The 16,135-nt window shown below is 42.2% G+C and carries 18 protein-coding genes and 1 pseudogene; 7 read left to right on the top strand and 12 right to left on the bottom strand.

Annotated features, from left to right (window positions below):
- From EXE29_RS16220 to EXE29_RS16200, 5 genes and pseudogenes are all read right to left on the bottom strand, one after another.
- A pseudogene (locus tag EXE29_RS16220) lies at nt 1-63 on the bottom strand (GTP-binding protein); the annotation flags it as partial.
- Between the two features lie 92 nt (nt 64-155).
- Nucleotides 156-2,291 carry an elongation factor G gene (gene fusA / locus EXE29_RS16215; RefSeq protein WP_106986486.1) on the bottom strand — a complete coding sequence of 712 codons (2,136 nt, stop codon included), beginning with the start codon at nt 2,289-2,291 and terminating at the stop codon, nt 156-158.
- A gap of 128 nt (nt 2,292-2,419) precedes the next feature.
- Nucleotides 2,420-2,890 (bottom strand): 30S ribosomal protein S7, encoded by a 471-nt coding sequence (rpsG, locus tag EXE29_RS16210; protein WP_064096978.1) that lies wholly within the window; start codon nt 2,888-2,890, stop codon nt 2,420-2,422.
- Between the two features lie 179 nt (nt 2,891-3,069).
- The gene (rpsL, locus tag EXE29_RS16205; RefSeq protein ID WP_002050319.1) at nt 3,070-3,444 is read right to left on the bottom strand and encodes a 30S ribosomal protein S12; all 375 of its coding nucleotides are present in this window, start codon (nt 3,442-3,444) and stop codon (nt 3,070-3,072) included.
- A 188-nt stretch (nt 3,445-3,632) separates the two neighbouring features.
- Nucleotides 3,633-5,048 (bottom strand): EcsC family protein, encoded by a 1,416-nt coding sequence (locus EXE29_RS16200; protein WP_120365041.1) that lies wholly within the window; start codon nt 5,046-5,048, stop codon nt 3,633-3,635.
- 276 nt (nt 5,049-5,324) lie between these two features.
- On the opposite strand from EXE29_RS16200, the gene EXE29_RS16195 reads away from it, so the two are divergent.
- Nucleotides 5,325-6,554: a beta-ketoacyl synthase N-terminal-like domain-containing protein gene (locus tag EXE29_RS16195; protein ID WP_106986488.1), complete on the top strand. Its 1,230-nt coding sequence runs from the start codon at nt 5,325-5,327 to the stop codon at nt 6,552-6,554.
- Nucleotides 6,555-6,621: 67 nt separating this feature from the next.
- Nucleotides 6,622-7,074, top strand: coding sequence for a protoporphyrinogen oxidase HemJ (gene hemJ / locus EXE29_RS16190; RefSeq protein WP_106986489.1), 453 nt, complete (start codon nt 6,622-6,624; stop codon nt 7,072-7,074).
- A gap of 275 nt (nt 7,075-7,349) precedes the next feature.
- Here the strand turns inward: hemJ and lysM are convergent, their stop codons facing one another.
- From lysM to EXE29_RS16160, 6 genes are all read right to left on the bottom strand, one after another.
- Nucleotides 7,350-7,823, bottom strand: coding sequence for a peptidoglycan-binding protein LysM (gene lysM, locus EXE29_RS16185; protein WP_120365040.1), 474 nt, complete (start codon nt 7,821-7,823; stop codon nt 7,350-7,352).
- 193 nt (nt 7,824-8,016) lie between these two features.
- Entirely contained in the window at nt 8,017-8,253 is a 237-nt protein-coding gene (gene acpP / locus EXE29_RS16180; protein WP_106986491.1) for an acyl carrier protein, read from the bottom strand.
- A gap of 86 nt (nt 8,254-8,339) precedes the next feature.
- A complete protein-coding gene (gene fabG, locus EXE29_RS16175) occupies nt 8,340-9,074 on the bottom strand; it encodes a 3-oxoacyl-ACP reductase FabG (RefSeq protein WP_120365039.1) in 735 nt (244 codons plus the stop codon).
- The gene (fabD, locus tag EXE29_RS16170; RefSeq protein ID WP_106986493.1) at nt 9,071-10,057 is read right to left on the bottom strand and encodes an ACP S-malonyltransferase; all 987 of its coding nucleotides are present in this window, start codon (nt 10,055-10,057) and stop codon (nt 9,071-9,073) included. The genes fabG and fabD overlap by 4 nt, the downstream gene beginning before the upstream one ends.
- 203 nt (nt 10,058-10,260) lie before the next feature.
- Nucleotides 10,261-10,443 carry a 50S ribosomal protein L32 gene (gene rpmF, locus EXE29_RS16165; protein ID WP_106986494.1) on the bottom strand — a complete coding sequence of 61 codons (183 nt, stop codon included), beginning with the start codon at nt 10,441-10,443 and terminating at the stop codon, nt 10,261-10,263.
- A 77-nt stretch (nt 10,444-10,520) separates the two neighbouring features.
- On the bottom strand, nt 10,521-11,078 hold the full coding sequence (locus tag EXE29_RS16160) for a YceD family protein (protein WP_106986495.1): 558 nt from the start codon (nt 11,076-11,078) through the stop codon (nt 10,521-10,523).
- A gap of 97 nt (nt 11,079-11,175) precedes the next feature.
- On the opposite strand from EXE29_RS16160, the gene EXE29_RS16155 reads away from it, so the two are divergent.
- Both EXE29_RS16155 and EXE29_RS16150 read left to right on the top strand, forming a co-directional pair.
- Nucleotides 11,176-11,838: an elongation factor P hydroxylase gene (locus EXE29_RS16155; protein WP_120365038.1), complete on the top strand. Its 663-nt coding sequence runs from the start codon at nt 11,176-11,178 to the stop codon at nt 11,836-11,838.
- A 104-nt stretch (nt 11,839-11,942) separates the two neighbouring features.
- Nucleotides 11,943-12,560: an L-threonylcarbamoyladenylate synthase gene (locus tag EXE29_RS16150; RefSeq protein ID WP_120365037.1), complete on the top strand. Its 618-nt coding sequence runs from the start codon at nt 11,943-11,945 to the stop codon at nt 12,558-12,560.
- 29 nt (nt 12,561-12,589) lie between these two features.
- Here EXE29_RS16150 and EXE29_RS16145 read toward each other — a convergent pair whose 3' ends face one another.
- A complete protein-coding gene (locus EXE29_RS16145; protein WP_228198833.1) occupies nt 12,590-13,327 on the bottom strand; it encodes a GNAT family N-acetyltransferase in 738 nt (245 codons plus the stop codon).
- A gap of 260 nt (nt 13,328-13,587) precedes the next feature.
- Between EXE29_RS16145 and EXE29_RS16140 the strand changes: the two genes are divergently transcribed.
- The 3 genes from EXE29_RS16140 to rluB are packed head-to-tail and all read left to right on the top strand — an operon-like array spanning nt 13,588 to nt 16,081.
- Nucleotides 13,588-14,382 carry a segregation and condensation protein A gene (locus tag EXE29_RS16140; protein ID WP_120365036.1) on the top strand — a complete coding sequence of 265 codons (795 nt, stop codon included), beginning with the start codon at nt 13,588-13,590 and terminating at the stop codon, nt 14,380-14,382.
- Complete coding sequence (scpB, locus tag EXE29_RS16135; protein WP_106986499.1) at nt 14,379-14,969, top strand: SMC-Scp complex subunit ScpB; 591 nt, start codon at nt 14,379-14,381, stop codon at nt 14,967-14,969. The genes EXE29_RS16140 and scpB overlap by 4 nt, the downstream gene beginning before the upstream one ends.
- A 41-nt stretch (nt 14,970-15,010) precedes the next feature.
- The gene (gene rluB, locus EXE29_RS16130) at nt 15,011-16,081 is read left to right on the top strand and encodes a 23S rRNA pseudouridine(2605) synthase RluB (RefSeq protein WP_106986500.1); all 1,071 of its coding nucleotides are present in this window, start codon (nt 15,011-15,013) and stop codon (nt 16,079-16,081) included.
- The last annotated feature ends 54 nt before the right edge of the window (nt 16,082-16,135 follow it).

Genomic DNA, 16,135 nt, shown 5'->3' with positions numbered 1-16,135 from the left:
GACGTGACCAATTGTGCCCACGTTTACGTGTGGCTTATTACGTTCAAACTTAGCCTTAGCCATGAGAGCTTCCTTTTTAAGCTACTCATGCAGGAACACTGCATGAGCATTAGATTTTAACTATAAATTAGTTAGGCAATATAGTAATCGAAAGATTACTCGTCGTCACCTTTTTTACCGCCAGATTGGAACTTAGAAATGATGCCTTCAGCCACGTTACGTGGAGTTTCAGCATATTTAGCAAATTCCATAGAATAAGTCGCACGACCTTGAGACATAGAACGCATTTGAGTCGCGTAACCAAACATCTCAGCAAGTGGAACTTCAGCTTTAATTGCTTTAGTACCGCCAGGAAGATCGTCCATACCTTGAACCATACCACGACGACGGTTTAAGTCACCCATGATATCGCCCATGTAGTCTTCTGGAGTTTCTACTTCAACTTTCATGATCGGTTCAAGCAAGATAGGATCTGCTTTCATGAAACCGTCACGGAATGCGTAAGAACCAGCCATTTTGAACGATAATTCGTCAGAGTCGACATCATGGTAAGAACCGTCGAACAATGTCGCTTTGATGCCAACAACTGGGTAACCAGCTAGGACACCATTCTTCATACGTTCTTGGATACCTTTGTCAACCGCGCCGAAGAATTCTTTCGGTACTACGCCGCCAACAACTTCTTCAACGAATTCGTATTCTTTCTCAGAATCCGCATCCATAGGCTCAAGACGTACGTATACGTGACCGAATTTACCTTTACCACCAGTTTGACGAACAAATTTACCTTCTTGTTCAACTGATTTTTTGATCGTTTCACGGTAAGCAACCATTGGTTTACCAATGTTCGCTTCAACGTTGAATTCACGTTTCATACGGTCAACGATGATGTCAAGGTGAAGCTCACCCATACCAGAAATGATCGTTTGACCAGATTCTTCGTCAGTACGTACGCGGAATGATGGATCTTCCTTCGCTAAACGGCCAAGAGCGATAGACATTTTCTCTTGGTCAGCTTTAGTTTTAGGTTCAACAGCAAGTGCGATTACTGGCTCTGGGAATTCCATACGCTCAAGAGTGATGACATTTTTCTCATCACAAAGTGTATCACCAGTAGTTACGTCTTTAAGACCTACACACGCAGCGATGTCACCAGCACGGATTTCTTCAACGTCTTGACGTTCGTTAGCGTGCATTTGCACGATACGACCAATACGTTCACGCTTAGATTTAACTGGGTTATAAACCGAGTCACCTTGCTTAAGAACACCTGAGTAAACACGTACGAAAGTCAAGTTACCTACGAATTTGTCGTTCATGATTTTGAACGCTAACGCAGAGAACGGAGCTTCGTCAGAAGATTCACGTGAGCCTTCAGTTTCGTCTTTGTCGTCAAGGATACCCTTGATCGCTTCAACGTCAGTCGGCGCAGGTAAGAATTCAATAACTGCGTCCAACATACGTTGAACACCTTTGTTTTTGAACGCTGAACCACAAAGCATTGGCTGGATTTCGCAAGCCAAAGTTTGAGCACGGATACCAGCTACGATGTCTTCTTTAGAAAGATCACCTTCTTCTAGGTATTTGTCCATTAACTCTTCAGAAGCTTCAGCAGCTGCTTCTACAAGGTTAGTACGCCATTCTTGAGCTGTTTCAACTAGATCAGCAGGAATGTCGCCGTATTCGAACTTCATACCTTGAGAAGCTTCGTCCCAGATGATTGACTTCATTTCGATTAAGTCAACAACACCTTGGAAGTTATCTTCAGCGCCAACTGGAATCACAACTGGTACAGGGTGCGCACCAAGACGTGTTTTCATTTGTTCAACAACACGGAAGAAGTTTGCACCTGTACGGTCCATCTTGTTCACGAATGCTAAACGAGGCACTTTATATTTGTTAGCTTGACGCCATACAGTTTCTGACTGAGGTTGTACACCACCTACAGCACAGTAAACCATGCACGCACCGTCAAGAACACGCATAGAACGTTCAACTTCAACTGTGAAGTCAACGTGTCCCGGGGTGTCAATTACGTTGATGCGGTGTTCTTTAAACTGTTGGCTCATGCCAGACCAGAATGTAGTTGTCGCAGCAGAAGTAATGGTAATACCACGTTCTTGCTCTTGCTCCATCCAGTCCATTGTTGCTGCACCGTCGTGTACTTCACCAATTTTGTGAGATACACCTGTGTAGAACAAAATACGTTCTGAAGTTGTAGTTTTACCAGCGTCAATGTGCGCTGAAATACCAATGTTACGGTACTGAGAAATTGGGGTTTTACGAGCCATGATTTCTAGCATTCCTAAATTTTGTTGTTTAAAACAGGACGCTTTAAGCTGCAGAACAGCTTAAAGCGATTTCATGACAGCGCAATGAAAGCACTGTCAATTTTCTGAGTAGGGCCTGTTTTATCCGCTTAGAAACGGTAGTGAGAGAATGCTTTGTTGGCTTCAGCCATACGGTGCACATCTTCACGTTTTTTAACAGCTGCGCCTTTACCTTCAGATGCATCAAGCAACTCACCAGCAAGACGTAAAGCCATAGTTTTTTCAGAACGCTTAGCCGCAGCGTCTACTAACCAACGCATCGCTAGAGCAGTACGACGGGATGGGCGTACTTCCATAGGAACTTGGTATGTAGCACCACCAACACGGCGTGCTTTTACTTCGACCATAGGACGAACTTTTTCAAGCGTAGCTTCAAAAAATTCAACTGGGTCTACTTTTGATTTTTCTTGAACGCGGTCTAAAGCACCGTAAACGATACTTTCAGCAATAGATTTTTTACCATCTTGCATTACGTGGTTCATGAATTTAGCGATTGTTTGGCTACTGAATTTTGGATCCGGAAGGATTTCACGAGCAGCGACTACGCGACGTCTTGGCATTTTAAACTACCTATAAATATGACACTTCAGGTTTATCCAGCATGAGTGCAAAGTGTCATGCACTATTCGCTGGCCTTACTACACGTCGCTTGAATTTCACAAAATTAAATGCAGAAATCAGACAAGCGAGACGATAAAGGATTGCAGTTCTAGCGAACTAAGAAGCTAATCTTTTCAGATTATTTCTTAGGACGTTTAGTACCGTATTTAGAACGTGACTGGTTACGATCTTTAACACCAGCGCAGTCTAAAGAACCACGAACGGTATGGTAACGTACACCTGGTAAGTCTTTAACACGACCACCACGGATAAGAACAACACTGTGCTCTTGTAGGTTATGGCCTTCACCACCGATGTAGCTAGAAACTTCGAAACCTGAAGTTAAGCGAACACGGCAAACTTTACGCATTGCTGAGTTAGGTTTTTTAGGTGTAGTAGTGTAAACACGTGTACAAACACCACGACGTTGTGGACAAGCCTTCAACGCAGGAACTTTAGATTTTTCAACTAAAGTCGTACGACCCTTACGGATCAACTGATTTGTTGTTGCCATTTGGCAATTCTCCCGTTAAATAAAAGCCCCAAAAAAATACTGCTTTTTGAGGGCATGCAATTGTAATTCAGGATGTAAAAATGGTCAAGATTCGACTACTCATCAAATCTTGACCAAATATTTCTTTTGTTGCTTTTTCAGCCAAACAAAAGCACATTAAAAAACTAACAAATTGAAAATAAGCATATTTATTTTTTCAACTGAGCATCCTTCTGTAGCACAGATGTCTGGCTTAAATTTTCTGTTTCGCCCAACGGAGCATCATCTTGCCATACAGCATCCTGATCATTTGCTAAAGCAGCTTGCTGTGGTGGCACATCATCGCTCGGTGCAACTTCTTTTTCAGCCAGTGCAGCTAAATCATTTGTAATCTGCTCATCTTGCGTATTTAAGCAAGATGCTTCGTCTTCTTTATCTTTAGGCGTCTTTTTTAACACTTTGACCTGTGTAATATTTTCATTTCCTTCAATATCAATGGCTTTATTTAACACAGGTTCAATAAGATTTTGCTCAATTGCCTTGACCGACTCCATAAGTTTTGGTGCAGCCTGCGCCAACAACTCCATTGATTTTTCATAGGCAAGCAATGGTGATAGCTGTGCATCTTTATGCAGAATTAAATATTCACGCGCATGTGAAAAGACTTGCTGTGCTTTTTGATTGACCTCATCCACCAAACGTAGACTATATACGGCACTGATACCTGCACCCGCCAATGGAGTTAAACGCGTAAGTTTATCGAGCAAGGATACTTTGGACAGCTGATTAAGCCATCCCAACTTATACTCACCTTGCGCATCTACAAAATATTTTTTGAGCGCCTCGACATCATTGCTCGAGCCTAGCATTTGCTGTAACTGACTTAAATCATGGGTTTGAATAGTGCTCGACAGCGCTTTTAGTGCCAACAACAGTGTTTGTTTTTCAGCAATGACACCTAAGTCAATTTGCCTAAAAATATGCTGCACAATTTCTTGATCACTTTCTTTGCTCAGATCAAAACCGTATGAGCGTCCGACTTGGTAAATAATCCTTAAAGACATTAACAATGACGCTGGGATATCTATTGTCGAACCCAAGACCCCTGTCGCCCCTGTCAATGCGCCTTGTAAAGATGCCAGCCATTTATTTTGCTCAACCAATGCCTGACTCAAACGCTTGGAACGATCTACATCTTGCGTCAACTCCTCCAAATCACGCACACCAGCTTCATCCAGCACCGCATCCACTGAACTCATGTTATTGCTCAACTGATTCAGTTGATCAAACAAATAATCTGACACTTTGTCGGAAAATTGTGGCGATACAAAATTCGCAACATTATTCACTTTACTGTAATGGCGACCTAAAAACTGGCGCGATACATTCGGCAGATGTTCACGTAATACTTGCTGTGGATTGTCATATACTTTAGATGTAAAAACACTTGCGACTTGATACTTCCCCTCAATCGCAGATTGTGCAGATGAAGCCCGTGTCAGCTTTGCCACTGAATCTGGTGCAACATGATTTAACAAAGAAGTGCCTGTACTACTGAGCTTTTTAGCCACTCCAACTGCATTAGAAAAGAAACCGCTTGATTGCTTATTATTCGAGTTCGCCATTCCCTACCCCATTGCCTATATTCTTACAATTCTCGATAAATACTAGGTGTAGTCAGCATTTAACTCAACCTGAATATGTATCTTTTAGTAAAGCAAAGACGCATTTTGCTCAGAAGATCGGAACTTGAAAATAGGCATAGGATTTGCCATAAGAAAACAAAAATCTTTCTGCTATTATGATTGCAATTGAAATAACTGAGTCCACCGATCATTCACAGGTGATGCATCTGGTATGAAGTGCGCAGGACTCGTACGCAAGCTATAAAGGATCTGCAAATGAAACGTGTTGTAATCACAGGCATGGGCATTAACTCATGTATTGGTAATACCCTAGAGGATGTAACGCATTCTTTACAGAACGGGATTTCTGGAACACGTGCAAATCCAACTTATGCTGAATTAAATTTTAAAAGTCATGTCAGTGCTGCTGCTGAACAAAACTTTGATGGTATTGACCGTCGTTTAAAACGCTTTATGGGCGTTTGTGCAATGTACGCCTACAATGCTGCAGCTGCAGCTATTGAGCATGCGGGTTTAACAGCAGAACAAATTGGTGGCAACCCTCGCTACGGTATTGCGGGTGGTTCAGGTGGCAACTCAACTGCGTCTGTTGTAGAAATGAATGAACTTTTAGCAACCAAAGGCGCACGTAAAGTTGGTCCATTCTTTGTACCTCGCAATATGTCTAACACCATTACAGCCAATGTAGGTGTAGCGTTTAAAATGCAAGGTATTGCGCACTCAATTACTAGTGCTTGTGCAACCTCTGCAGATGCAATCGGTTATGCATACAACCTGATTCAATTAGGCAAACAAGACCTTATGCTTGCAGGTGGTGGCGAAGAAGATCATTGGTCTCAAAGCCTACTGTTTGATGCAATGGGTGCTTTATGCTCTAAATACAACGAGACTCCTGAAACAGCTTCACGCCCATACTCAGCTGACCGTGATGGTTTTGTGATTGCTGGCGGTGGCGGTTTTGTGGTACTCGAATCTTTAGAACATGCTCAAGCACGTGGCGCAAACATTTTGGCTGAAGTCGTTGGCTATGCTGCCAACTCTGACGGTGCAGACATGGTTGCACCTTCTGGTGAAGGCGCAACACGCTGTATCCTTATGGCACTAGAAGAAGCGAAACAACACGGTGTAGACCAAATTGACTATGTCAACACACATGGTACATCTACACCTGCTGGAGACGTCACTGAGCTTAAAGCAATGGAACGTGCGTTTGGCGAAGGCCAAGTACCTCCTCTTAGCTCAACCAAATCTATGACAGGTCATAGCCTTGGTGCTGCTGGCGTTCAAGAAGCCATCTACTCTGTGCTTATGATGCAAAATGACTTTATTGCACCAAACATCAACGTGACAGAATTAGATGAAGGCGCGAAAGGATTTGACATCGTACTTGAAAAACGTGACGCAAAATTGAATACTGTGATGAGTAACAGTTTCGGTTTTGGCGGTGTAAACGCTTGTCTCGTTTTCAAAAAATGGGAAGGCTAATTTAAGGTCTGTAGGTTTGGCGCTTCGGCGCTAAACCACACCCCACCGCCCTTTTAAAGGGTACATTATGGATGCTCCTTCAGATGCTTTCCTCTGGGTCAAAGCATTACATATCATCGCCGTTGTTTGCTGGTTTGCAGCACTCTTCTACCTCCCTCGCCTTTTTGTCTATCATGCGATGAGCGATGACACTACCAGCCATCAGCGTTTTATTATCATGGAACGCAAGCTGTACCGTGGCATTATGTGGCCTGCAATGATCGCAACACTAATCACGGCACATTTTCTTGTCGATTGGGGCGATGCAACCCGACATTATCATGAAGCCTTATGGTTCTATCTCAAAGTTGGTTTTGTTGGGCTTTTAGTCATCTACCATTTTGTTTGTGGCTACTACCGTAAAAAGCTCATAGACAATGCACACTATAAATCGCATAAGTTTTGGCGCTTTTTTAATGAGATGCCAACACTGATTCTCTTTGCAGTCGTGATTTTAGTGGTGGTCAAACCTACGTTCTAAATTCACTCATGTGCACCTAATTAAACCTCCACTTGGAGGTTTTTTTATTTATCCGCAAGTACGCCATACAACTCAACCGCCCAACATACTTATCCACCCTTGCAATATGCAATATGTGTTTTCTACCACATTCTCAATACAAAAATTTTTTATTTTCAAGCTTTAGCAAGATAAAACCAAAGCTTAGGGATTAATCCAACCATCCACTAAACACAAAAAAAACCGCTGATCATACAGCGGTTTTACATTTTCAAATCTTGAGAGAGACCAACACCTTAAACAGGAATACGCAGTACCTGACCTGGGAAAATATCATCGGCATTTTTTAACAATGGGCGATTGGCTTCAAAAATTTTATTGTATTGATTTGCATCACCATAAAATTCTTTTGAAATTTTAGACAAGTTATCACCCGATTTAACAGTATAAAATTTACTTTCAGGTTCAGGTGTAGCTACGGTCAATTGATCGTCGACTTGCGCAACATGGTCAATATTACCTACCGCTAAAATAATTTTTTCGCGGTCTGCTTGGCTTTGAACTTGCCCTTTTATTATTGCTAAATCTGATGTGCTGTTATAACTCACAGACAGCCCTGTAACAGGCAAACCTAAACTTTTAACATGACCCAACAACTTATTTGCAATTTCTTGTGCAGACGGCTCTGCAGGCGTTACTGGTGCAGCCTGTGGCTCAGCAGGTGCTGTATTCTTTTTACCAATGCCTTTTACAAAATCAAAAAGACCCATTGTTATTCTCCATAGTTTTTGATGTGTTATTAAAAATTTTTCTACTTCTTGTTTATAGCTAAAAAATAACCAATTTAGGATGCGCTTTGGTGATAGAAACGTAAGTGAATGTAAGTAGCATTCACTAAACCAGACACATAAAAAAAAGCCACCTCAAAGGTGGCTTTTAATTTCAGCAAGCTGAAACACTGAATTAACCAAGTTTTTTAGAAACATAGTCAATTGCAGATTGAACAGTTGTGATTTCGTTAGAATCTTCATCTGGAATAGTGATGTCGAAGTCGTTTTCGAAAGACATAACAAGCTCAACTAGGTCAAGAGAGTCTGCACCCAAGTCATCCATGAAAGATGCTTCGTTTTTAATTTCTTCAACTTTAAGACCAAGTTGCTCAGAAACTGCTTGTTTAACGCGTTGTTCGATATCGCTCACAGGAATTCTCCTCATTGCTTGTGGCGTTTTTAATGCCGTTAGTTTAATTCAATCTAAAAAATTTGGAAAGTTTATACATCAGCCAATTAGCTCATGTATAAACCACCATTTACATGTAAAACAGTGCCAGTAATGTAACTTGCCTTATCCGAAGCCAAGAAACTTACAGCATTCGCAATATCTTGTGGCTCACCCAAACGATTCAAGGCCACTTGATCACTCATTTTCTTACGAATTTCTTCACTTAACTGCTCAGTCATCTCTGTCGCAATAAAGCCAGGCGCCACGCTATTTACTGTAATTTGGCGACTACCCATCTCTTTTGCAAGACTACGACTAAAAGCCTCAATCCCCGCTTTAGCAGCAGAGTAGTTGGCTTGTCCTGGGTTTGCAAAGTGTGCAACCACAGAGCTAATGTTAATAATGCGTCCAAAACGTGCCTTGGTCATACCTTTTAGCACACGTTTAGATAAACGGTATACTGCTTTCAAATGAATGTTCAGAATATCATCCCAATCATCTTCAGACATACGAAGCAATAAATTGTCTTTAGTCACCCCTGCGTTATTCACTAAGGCAAGAACAGGACCATAATTTTGTTCAATATCAGAAATCAGTGCATCAATAGCCGCGCCATCACGCACATCTAATACTTTACCCGCGCCATTTTCAGCAAAGGCGATGGATAATTTCTCCGCACCCGCTTCAGAAGTGGCCGTACCCACTACAAAATAACCGTCTTGGATAAGCTGTTGAGCGATGGCTGCACCAATCCCTCGGCTCGCACCAGTCACCAATGCGACTTTGCGTTCTTGTATCATGCGATTTTCCCTTCAGCCACTAAAATGGCATTTAAAGCATCTTCCATACGACTTTTTGAGTCGAGTGGGAACGCTTTTTCAATATTTGGCAAACGTTTTGCCAGATTAGCAAGTACATTGCCCGGACCACATTCCACGATATATTGAATGCCTTGATCCTGCACGTACTGCATAGTCTTCGTCCATTGCACAGATTGGTACAATTGCTCTGTCAAAGCCTGACGCAAAGCAGCTGTATCTGTTGCGATTTCCGCGTTGACATTTTGTATTACAGGTATGCTAGGTAGCTCAATGGCAGTTTGTTCCAAAGCTTGCGCAAACTGTACTGCTGCAGGTTGCATAAGAGCGCAATGCGATGGTACAGACACAGGAAGTGCAATCGCCTTACCACCCGCTTCTTTTGCCAAAGCCATTACCGCTTCAACTTGTGCTTTATCACCCGCAACAACAACTTGGCCTTTGGCATTGTAGTTGGCTGCCTGTACAGAACCTTCAGCTGATGCTGTCGCTTGCTCACACAGCGCAATCACTTGAGCATCTTCTAAGCCCAAAATTGCCGCCATAGCACCTTTACCTTGTGGCACTGCACTTTGCATCAATTTGCCACGCAGATTCACCAGTTTTACCGCATCCGCTAAGCTCATCGCACCAGATGCAACCAATGCGCTGTATTCACCCAATGAATGGCCAGCAAGGTATTTTGGTGCAACACCACCAAGCTCCAACCAAACACGCCACAAAGCGATGCTTGCTGTAAGCAAAACAGGTTGTGTAAATTCAGTCTGGTCTAAACTTTCACCACTTTGGGCGATTTGCCATAAATCAAAACCTACAGCTTCAGACGCTTCTGCAAATGTTGCTTGCACGCTACTAAACTGTTCTGCAAGTTCTGCGAGCATGCCAGCTTTTTGTGAGCCTTGACCAGGAAACACAAACACGGTTTTAGTTGCTTGAGCCGCTTGCTCGAGTTGTTTAGCAGACATAAAAAATCCTTTATTTTTAGACAAGCGGTAATATCAAATGATCAATTTACCAACAAGTCTTCATGTACGCCGATATATGGAGCGAAAATTTACCACTTATTTTTGCTTTTAGTAATTGCCAAATACAACAAAATTCAGCACAAAAAAAAGGGAGCTTTCGCTCCCATTTTTTCTACTAAGCTTGACGCTTAATACATCACCAATTATTCAGCAGATGCTTTAGCGAATAATTGACGACCACGGTAGACACCATCTTTAGATACGTGGTGACGACGGTGAGTTTCACCAGTCGTTTGGTCTACTGTTAATGCATTCTCGGTTAAAGCGTCATGTGAACGGCGCATGTCACGGCGAGAGCGACTTTTACGGTTTTGCTGAACGGCCATGATGGCTCCTTACAAAGATCGAAAAAATGGATCAGAACAAATTCGATTGTCTTATACTTAACAGTATAACACAAAAATTAGTTAAGTTTACCCTTCAAAGCAGCCAAAACATCAAACGGATTATCCCGTTTTTCTTCGACCAGCTCTTCTACGGCAGGTTGATGCTTATGTTCACATGAGTCATGCTTAGGTGACAATGGCATCAACAATAACAATTCATCCTCTATCAGTGAGAGTAAATCCGCTGTAGCAGGCGCATCGTATGTGCCTTTTACAGTTGCTTCACTTTCACCTAAAACGATGAAATCAGCATCCTCATCCAAGCGCTCTATCAGTGACTCATCATCCACAAGAGCTAGATGAAAATCTGAAACGAGGTTTATTACAACGGGCTCCAGACAACGCTGGCATTCCATTGGAACATTCGTTTCAACATGACCATCTAGCCATACAATGCGATGATAGGCATCCATTGATAGCTTACAGTCTATGTTAATCAATTGATCATCAATTGATCCAACAGCTTCACGAGCAATACGAACAAAGCGAGATAAAGGCAGTTGACCTGACCATTTAAAGCCTTGTTCAGCCCATTTAAACGGCTCAATCTGTGCCGGAAAGGTATTTGCTGACATAATTAAGGCGGCAATTCTACAAATTCATCAGAACTCTGTCAAAGATTAAGATACAATTTTGTACTTATTTAGACAGACCAATTGGGTAATTTCAGTCATGCATCTGTTGCAGCCGCAAACAGAAGTGAATATTTCATCACTCGTTAGCACACTTTCAACGCTTGATTCTGACAGCTCACTACAGCAAGTGCAACTCTCACCGTGGGCGAATTTAGTATCAGAATCCCAGCAAGTTGATTGGCTCATCTTACACTTTAATCATTGGTTTTCCCACCTAAATGTCACATTAGTCCGTGGTGATTTTGAACCAGAGTATTTTCCAGCGGATGAACAAGGCCCTGCACGCATACAGTTTGCCCATGGCTACTTCAATAGTGCCTTGCATGAAATTAGCCACTGGACCATCGCTGGCGCACAGCGACGCCTACTGCCAGATTTAGGTTATTGGTATGCGCCAGATGGTCGTAGTGCAGAACAACAGGCACTCTTTGAGCAAGTTGAAATTAAACCTCAAGCGATTGAATGGTTATTTGCTCAAGCCTTTGGGCGCAAGTTCCGTGTATCTTTGGATAACTTAACTGGTGAAGGTGGCGATGGTGCGCAATTTAAAGACAATGTCTTTAGCCAATTGCAACGTTATTTTTCAGGCGAAGCCAAACTTCCTCGAGATGCAACCCATCTTATCGATTGTATTTGCCAGTGTACCCGCCAAGGCAAAGTACTTGCCTTAGATGAATTTAAACGTGAAATGCTTGATTAAATTACACAATTCCATCAACTGTGCATTGCGCATTTGGGCTATGCACAGCCATAATAAACAAAGTGAAAGAATAACAACTTAATCTAAACTTTGGAGGACTCAATATGTTGCATCTACGTGTACATCCAGATAATCCTCAGCCCCGCTTGATTAGCCAAGCCGTCGAACGAATTCGTGCAGGTGATGTTGTGGTTTATCCAACAGACGCCGCTTATGCCATTGGTTGTCAAATTGGTAATAAGCATGCCATGGAGCGTATTTCTAGAATTCGCCAGCTAGATGCCAAACACCAATATGCCATTATTTGTGCCGATCTGTCTGACATTGCTACGTATGCCAAAGTCGATAATGCGATGTATCGCTTACTCAAAAACAATACACCAGCCATTACTACTTTTATTTTACCAGCAACCAGCGAAGTCCCTAAGCGCTTAATGCATCCAAAAAAGAAAACCATTGGGCTACGCATTCCAAGCAATCCAATTTGCCAAATGTTACTGCAAGAACTGGGCGAACCCCTACTCACCTCAACCTTAATTTTACCCGGCCAATCTGCACCCATTGATGATCCCTATGACATTGAAATGCAGTTAGGAAAATTAATTGATGTATTTATTGATGGTGGACTCGGAACCTTAAACACCACCAGTATTGTCAATCTTGCTGGTGAATATCCAGAAGTCATTCGTCGTGGTGTCGGTGATGTCAGTGCTTTTGAATAAGCACTGACCACTTGAAATGATAGTGATTATTATGGCTTTGGCATGAGTTGAGCCAAGCTTAACTTTTGCCGACCATGTTCATCAAAATTTGTATCTGCCAGCCATGCTTCATACGCCTGTTGCACAAGTGGCCAGTCAGTATCAATCATTGAAAACCAAGCAGTATCGCGATTACGGCCTTTGACAATTCGATCTTGTCTAAATGTGCCTTCATATTGGAAGCCAAAACGTAAGGCAGCTTTTTTAGAAGGTACATTTAAATCATCACATTTCCATTCCACTCTTCTATAGCCCTGCGCGAAACAATGTTTTAATAACAAATACAAGACTTCTGTGGCAGCAGTGCTTCGTTTCATTTGATGGGAAAAGTACACATTGCCTATTTCAATGACACGGTGAACGGGTCGAATATTGAGTAAACCCACCCAACCCACAACACCTTGGCGCGTTTCAATGCCAAAATGAATCGCATCAGGCAAGTGAAAGTTTGCATCCAACATATTGATTAACGCTGTCTGCTGGGCAAAACCTGTATAAGCCATATAAGTCCAAGCCACATCAGATTCACTTTGAACCACTTGCCATATCTGCTGGTGCTGAATTGGGCTAAGCGTATTGGTAGACAACAATTGAAGTTTGACCGTGCGCCCCTGTAAAGAACTAAAATTTGGCTCAATCAGATCTAGTGGTTTCACCAACGCACCTACAATAGCTATACCCTGATTTTGATTTCTATTTTTCATATTATTTTGTAAATCATGATTCATATTATTATCCGTATGGCTTAGTCAGCCCCGTTTTACCCCTCAATCCCAAGATATTACAATCATTTTGTCGTCAAAATGCGCGACCAAATAAATAAACCCTATATATTTTCAGGTTTTTTAGCATTTGGTCTGCTAAGCAATTTCTTTGAGTACAATTTTCAATTACACTAGGGCATTACTTATATGCTTTTTTCTTTCGATGTGAGATCGAAGAAAAATATCCTACATGCCTTTGAAAATTCGCGTGGCCTATAACTGCAATGAATGAAATTGTCCATGAACCTATGGAATCATCTACACACATCCGCGTTTTGGATGAGTGGCAAGAGACCATTCCAGAGGATTTATACATTCCTCCAGCTGCATTTGAAATTCTTTTAGAGCATTTCGAAGGACCACTCGACTTTCTAATCTACCTAATTCAAAAAAACGGCTTTGACTTATTACAAGTTGATATTGCCCCAATTGCAGTCCAATATCTGTCTTATATGGATGCAATGAAGTCACTCAATATTGAGCTGACAGCTGATTACATGGTGATGGCAGCCCTGCTTGCCGACCTAAAATCACGCTTATTATTGCCAAAGCCGAAATCAGTCAATGCAACAGAAGTTGACCCTAAACAAGAATTAATAGATCGCCTCGAAAACTATTTACGCATAAAACAAGCTGCTGAACGCTTGGGCCAAATGCCTGTATTAGAACGTGATACATTTGAAACCAATGTCAGCTTAGGTCAAACCTTACAAAGCAATGATGGCCATCAAGCCAATTTACTGCGCGACGCAATGCTGTGCGTATTTAACCGCCCAGAACCTGTGGTCCATCAAATTACGCAAGAACCTGTATTACTTGAAGAGCGTATTGCTTACATCGAACAAAAATTACTGAGTGGCGAAGTTCTTCCATTTGAAGCCTTATTAAGACCGAGCCAAGGTCGTATGGGCATGGTTGTCACTTTTATGGCGATATTAGAACTGACACGCCAGCAAAAAGTTCACATCATCGCGTCAGGTGTAGAAGCACCGCTTGCAATTCAAGGAGCATGCGCATGAATACAGATCAAAATGTGTTATCAACACCTCAAGATGATTTGCATGAAGTGCTCATGCAATTAGAAGCCATTATTTTTGCCAGCGATACAGCGGTATCGATTGCGCGCTTAAAAGAAGCGTTTCAAGATCGCTTTAGCAAAACAGAATTACGCCAATATTTGCAGCAGCTGTCTATGCTGCAACATGGCAGATCAATTGAACTCGTTGAAACCGCTCAAGGTTTCCGTTTTCAAGTTCGTGCAAAATATCGTAATATCATTGCACAAACTTGGCCTGAGCGACCATCTCGCTTATCGCCATCTTTGCTCGAAACCCTTGCTGTGGTTGCTTACCATCAACCCGTAACACGAGCAGACATTGAGCAAATTCGTGGAGTGACCAATAACAGTCAAATTTTACGTACGTTGTTTGACTGGAACTGGATTAAAGAATCTGGTTTTCGTGAACTCCCAGGAAGACCATCGTTGTTAATAACAACGCCTCAATTTTTAAATGCTTTTGGTTTAACTTCTTTAAGCCAATTGCCTCCCCTGCAGGATGCCAAGGAAGCTTTTATGGCCCTCGATGCAAATGCACCGAAGTCATAAATAGGTGAACTGTTGATGATAATTTCTAAGGTTATGCTGTCATGAGTGAAAAATTGCAAAAGGTGCTTGCACGTGTTGGTTTGGGTTCTCGCCGTTATATGGAAGAAGTCATTGCCGCTGGACGTGTAAGCGTAAATGGGCAAGTTGCCCAAGTGGGTGAACGTATTGAACCAGGTGATGAGCTTCGCATCGATGGTCGTAAAGTACAGTTCCAAATTGAAGACGAAATTCGTCGTCGCGTGTTGATCTACTACAAACCAGAAGGTGAAATTTGCTCACGCAATGACCCTGAAAACCGTCCAACTGTATTTGAACAATTACCACAAATTCAAGGTGATCGTTGGGTGATGGTGGGTCGTCTAGACATCAACTCAACAGGTTTATTGCTATTCACAAATGACGGTGAAATGGCCAACCGCTTAATGCATCCGTCAAATGAAATTGAACGTGAATACGCTGTGCGCGTAATGGGTGAAGTAACTCCAGCACTCATTAAAAACATGACCACTGGCGTGACTTTAGATGATGGTCCTGCGAAGTTTGAATCATTCTCTGAAATTGGCGGTGAAGGTATTAACCGTTGGTTCCAAGTTGTGGTAAAAGAAGGTCGTAACCGTGAAGTACGTCGTATCTTTGAATCACAAGGCCTTAAAGTAAGCCGTCTATTACGTACACGTTATGGTACGGTGATTCTACCACGCGAACTACGCACAGGTCGCTGGATGGAATTAGACAAAAACGACATCGACAACTTAACAAAATTGGTTGAGTTGAAGCCGCGCCAAGGCACTGGCCTATATGGTATGGCAAAACGTCGTAATGAGCGTATGCAAGAAAAACCAATGGCTGCACGTCGTGGTGGTTTCTTACGTCAACAACGTCGTGACAACGAAGAACAACCTCAATCTTATGGTCGTGAACGCCGTGAAGATCAAGGCCAACGTCGTGAAAACCAAAATGGTTCACATTTTGCACGCCGTGATAACCGTGATGGCAATTCATTCCAACGTCGTGAGCCTCGTAATGAGCAAGCATTTGGTCGTCGTGAAGAGCGTGATGAAAATGCACCACGCAAGCCATACGGATTAAACAAAGGCTTTAAAAAGTTCTAATACATTTAAAAGCTTGAAATAAAAAAGACAGATTTCAATCTGTCTTTTTTATTT

It is taken from the genome of Acinetobacter sp. WCHAc060006, assembly GCF_004209135.1.
Classification (GTDB): domain Bacteria; phylum Pseudomonadota; class Gammaproteobacteria; order Pseudomonadales; family Moraxellaceae; genus Acinetobacter; species Acinetobacter cumulans.
The sequence above is the reverse complement of the archived record's forward strand: the minus strand, read 5'-3'. Positions and strand labels throughout refer to the sequence as shown.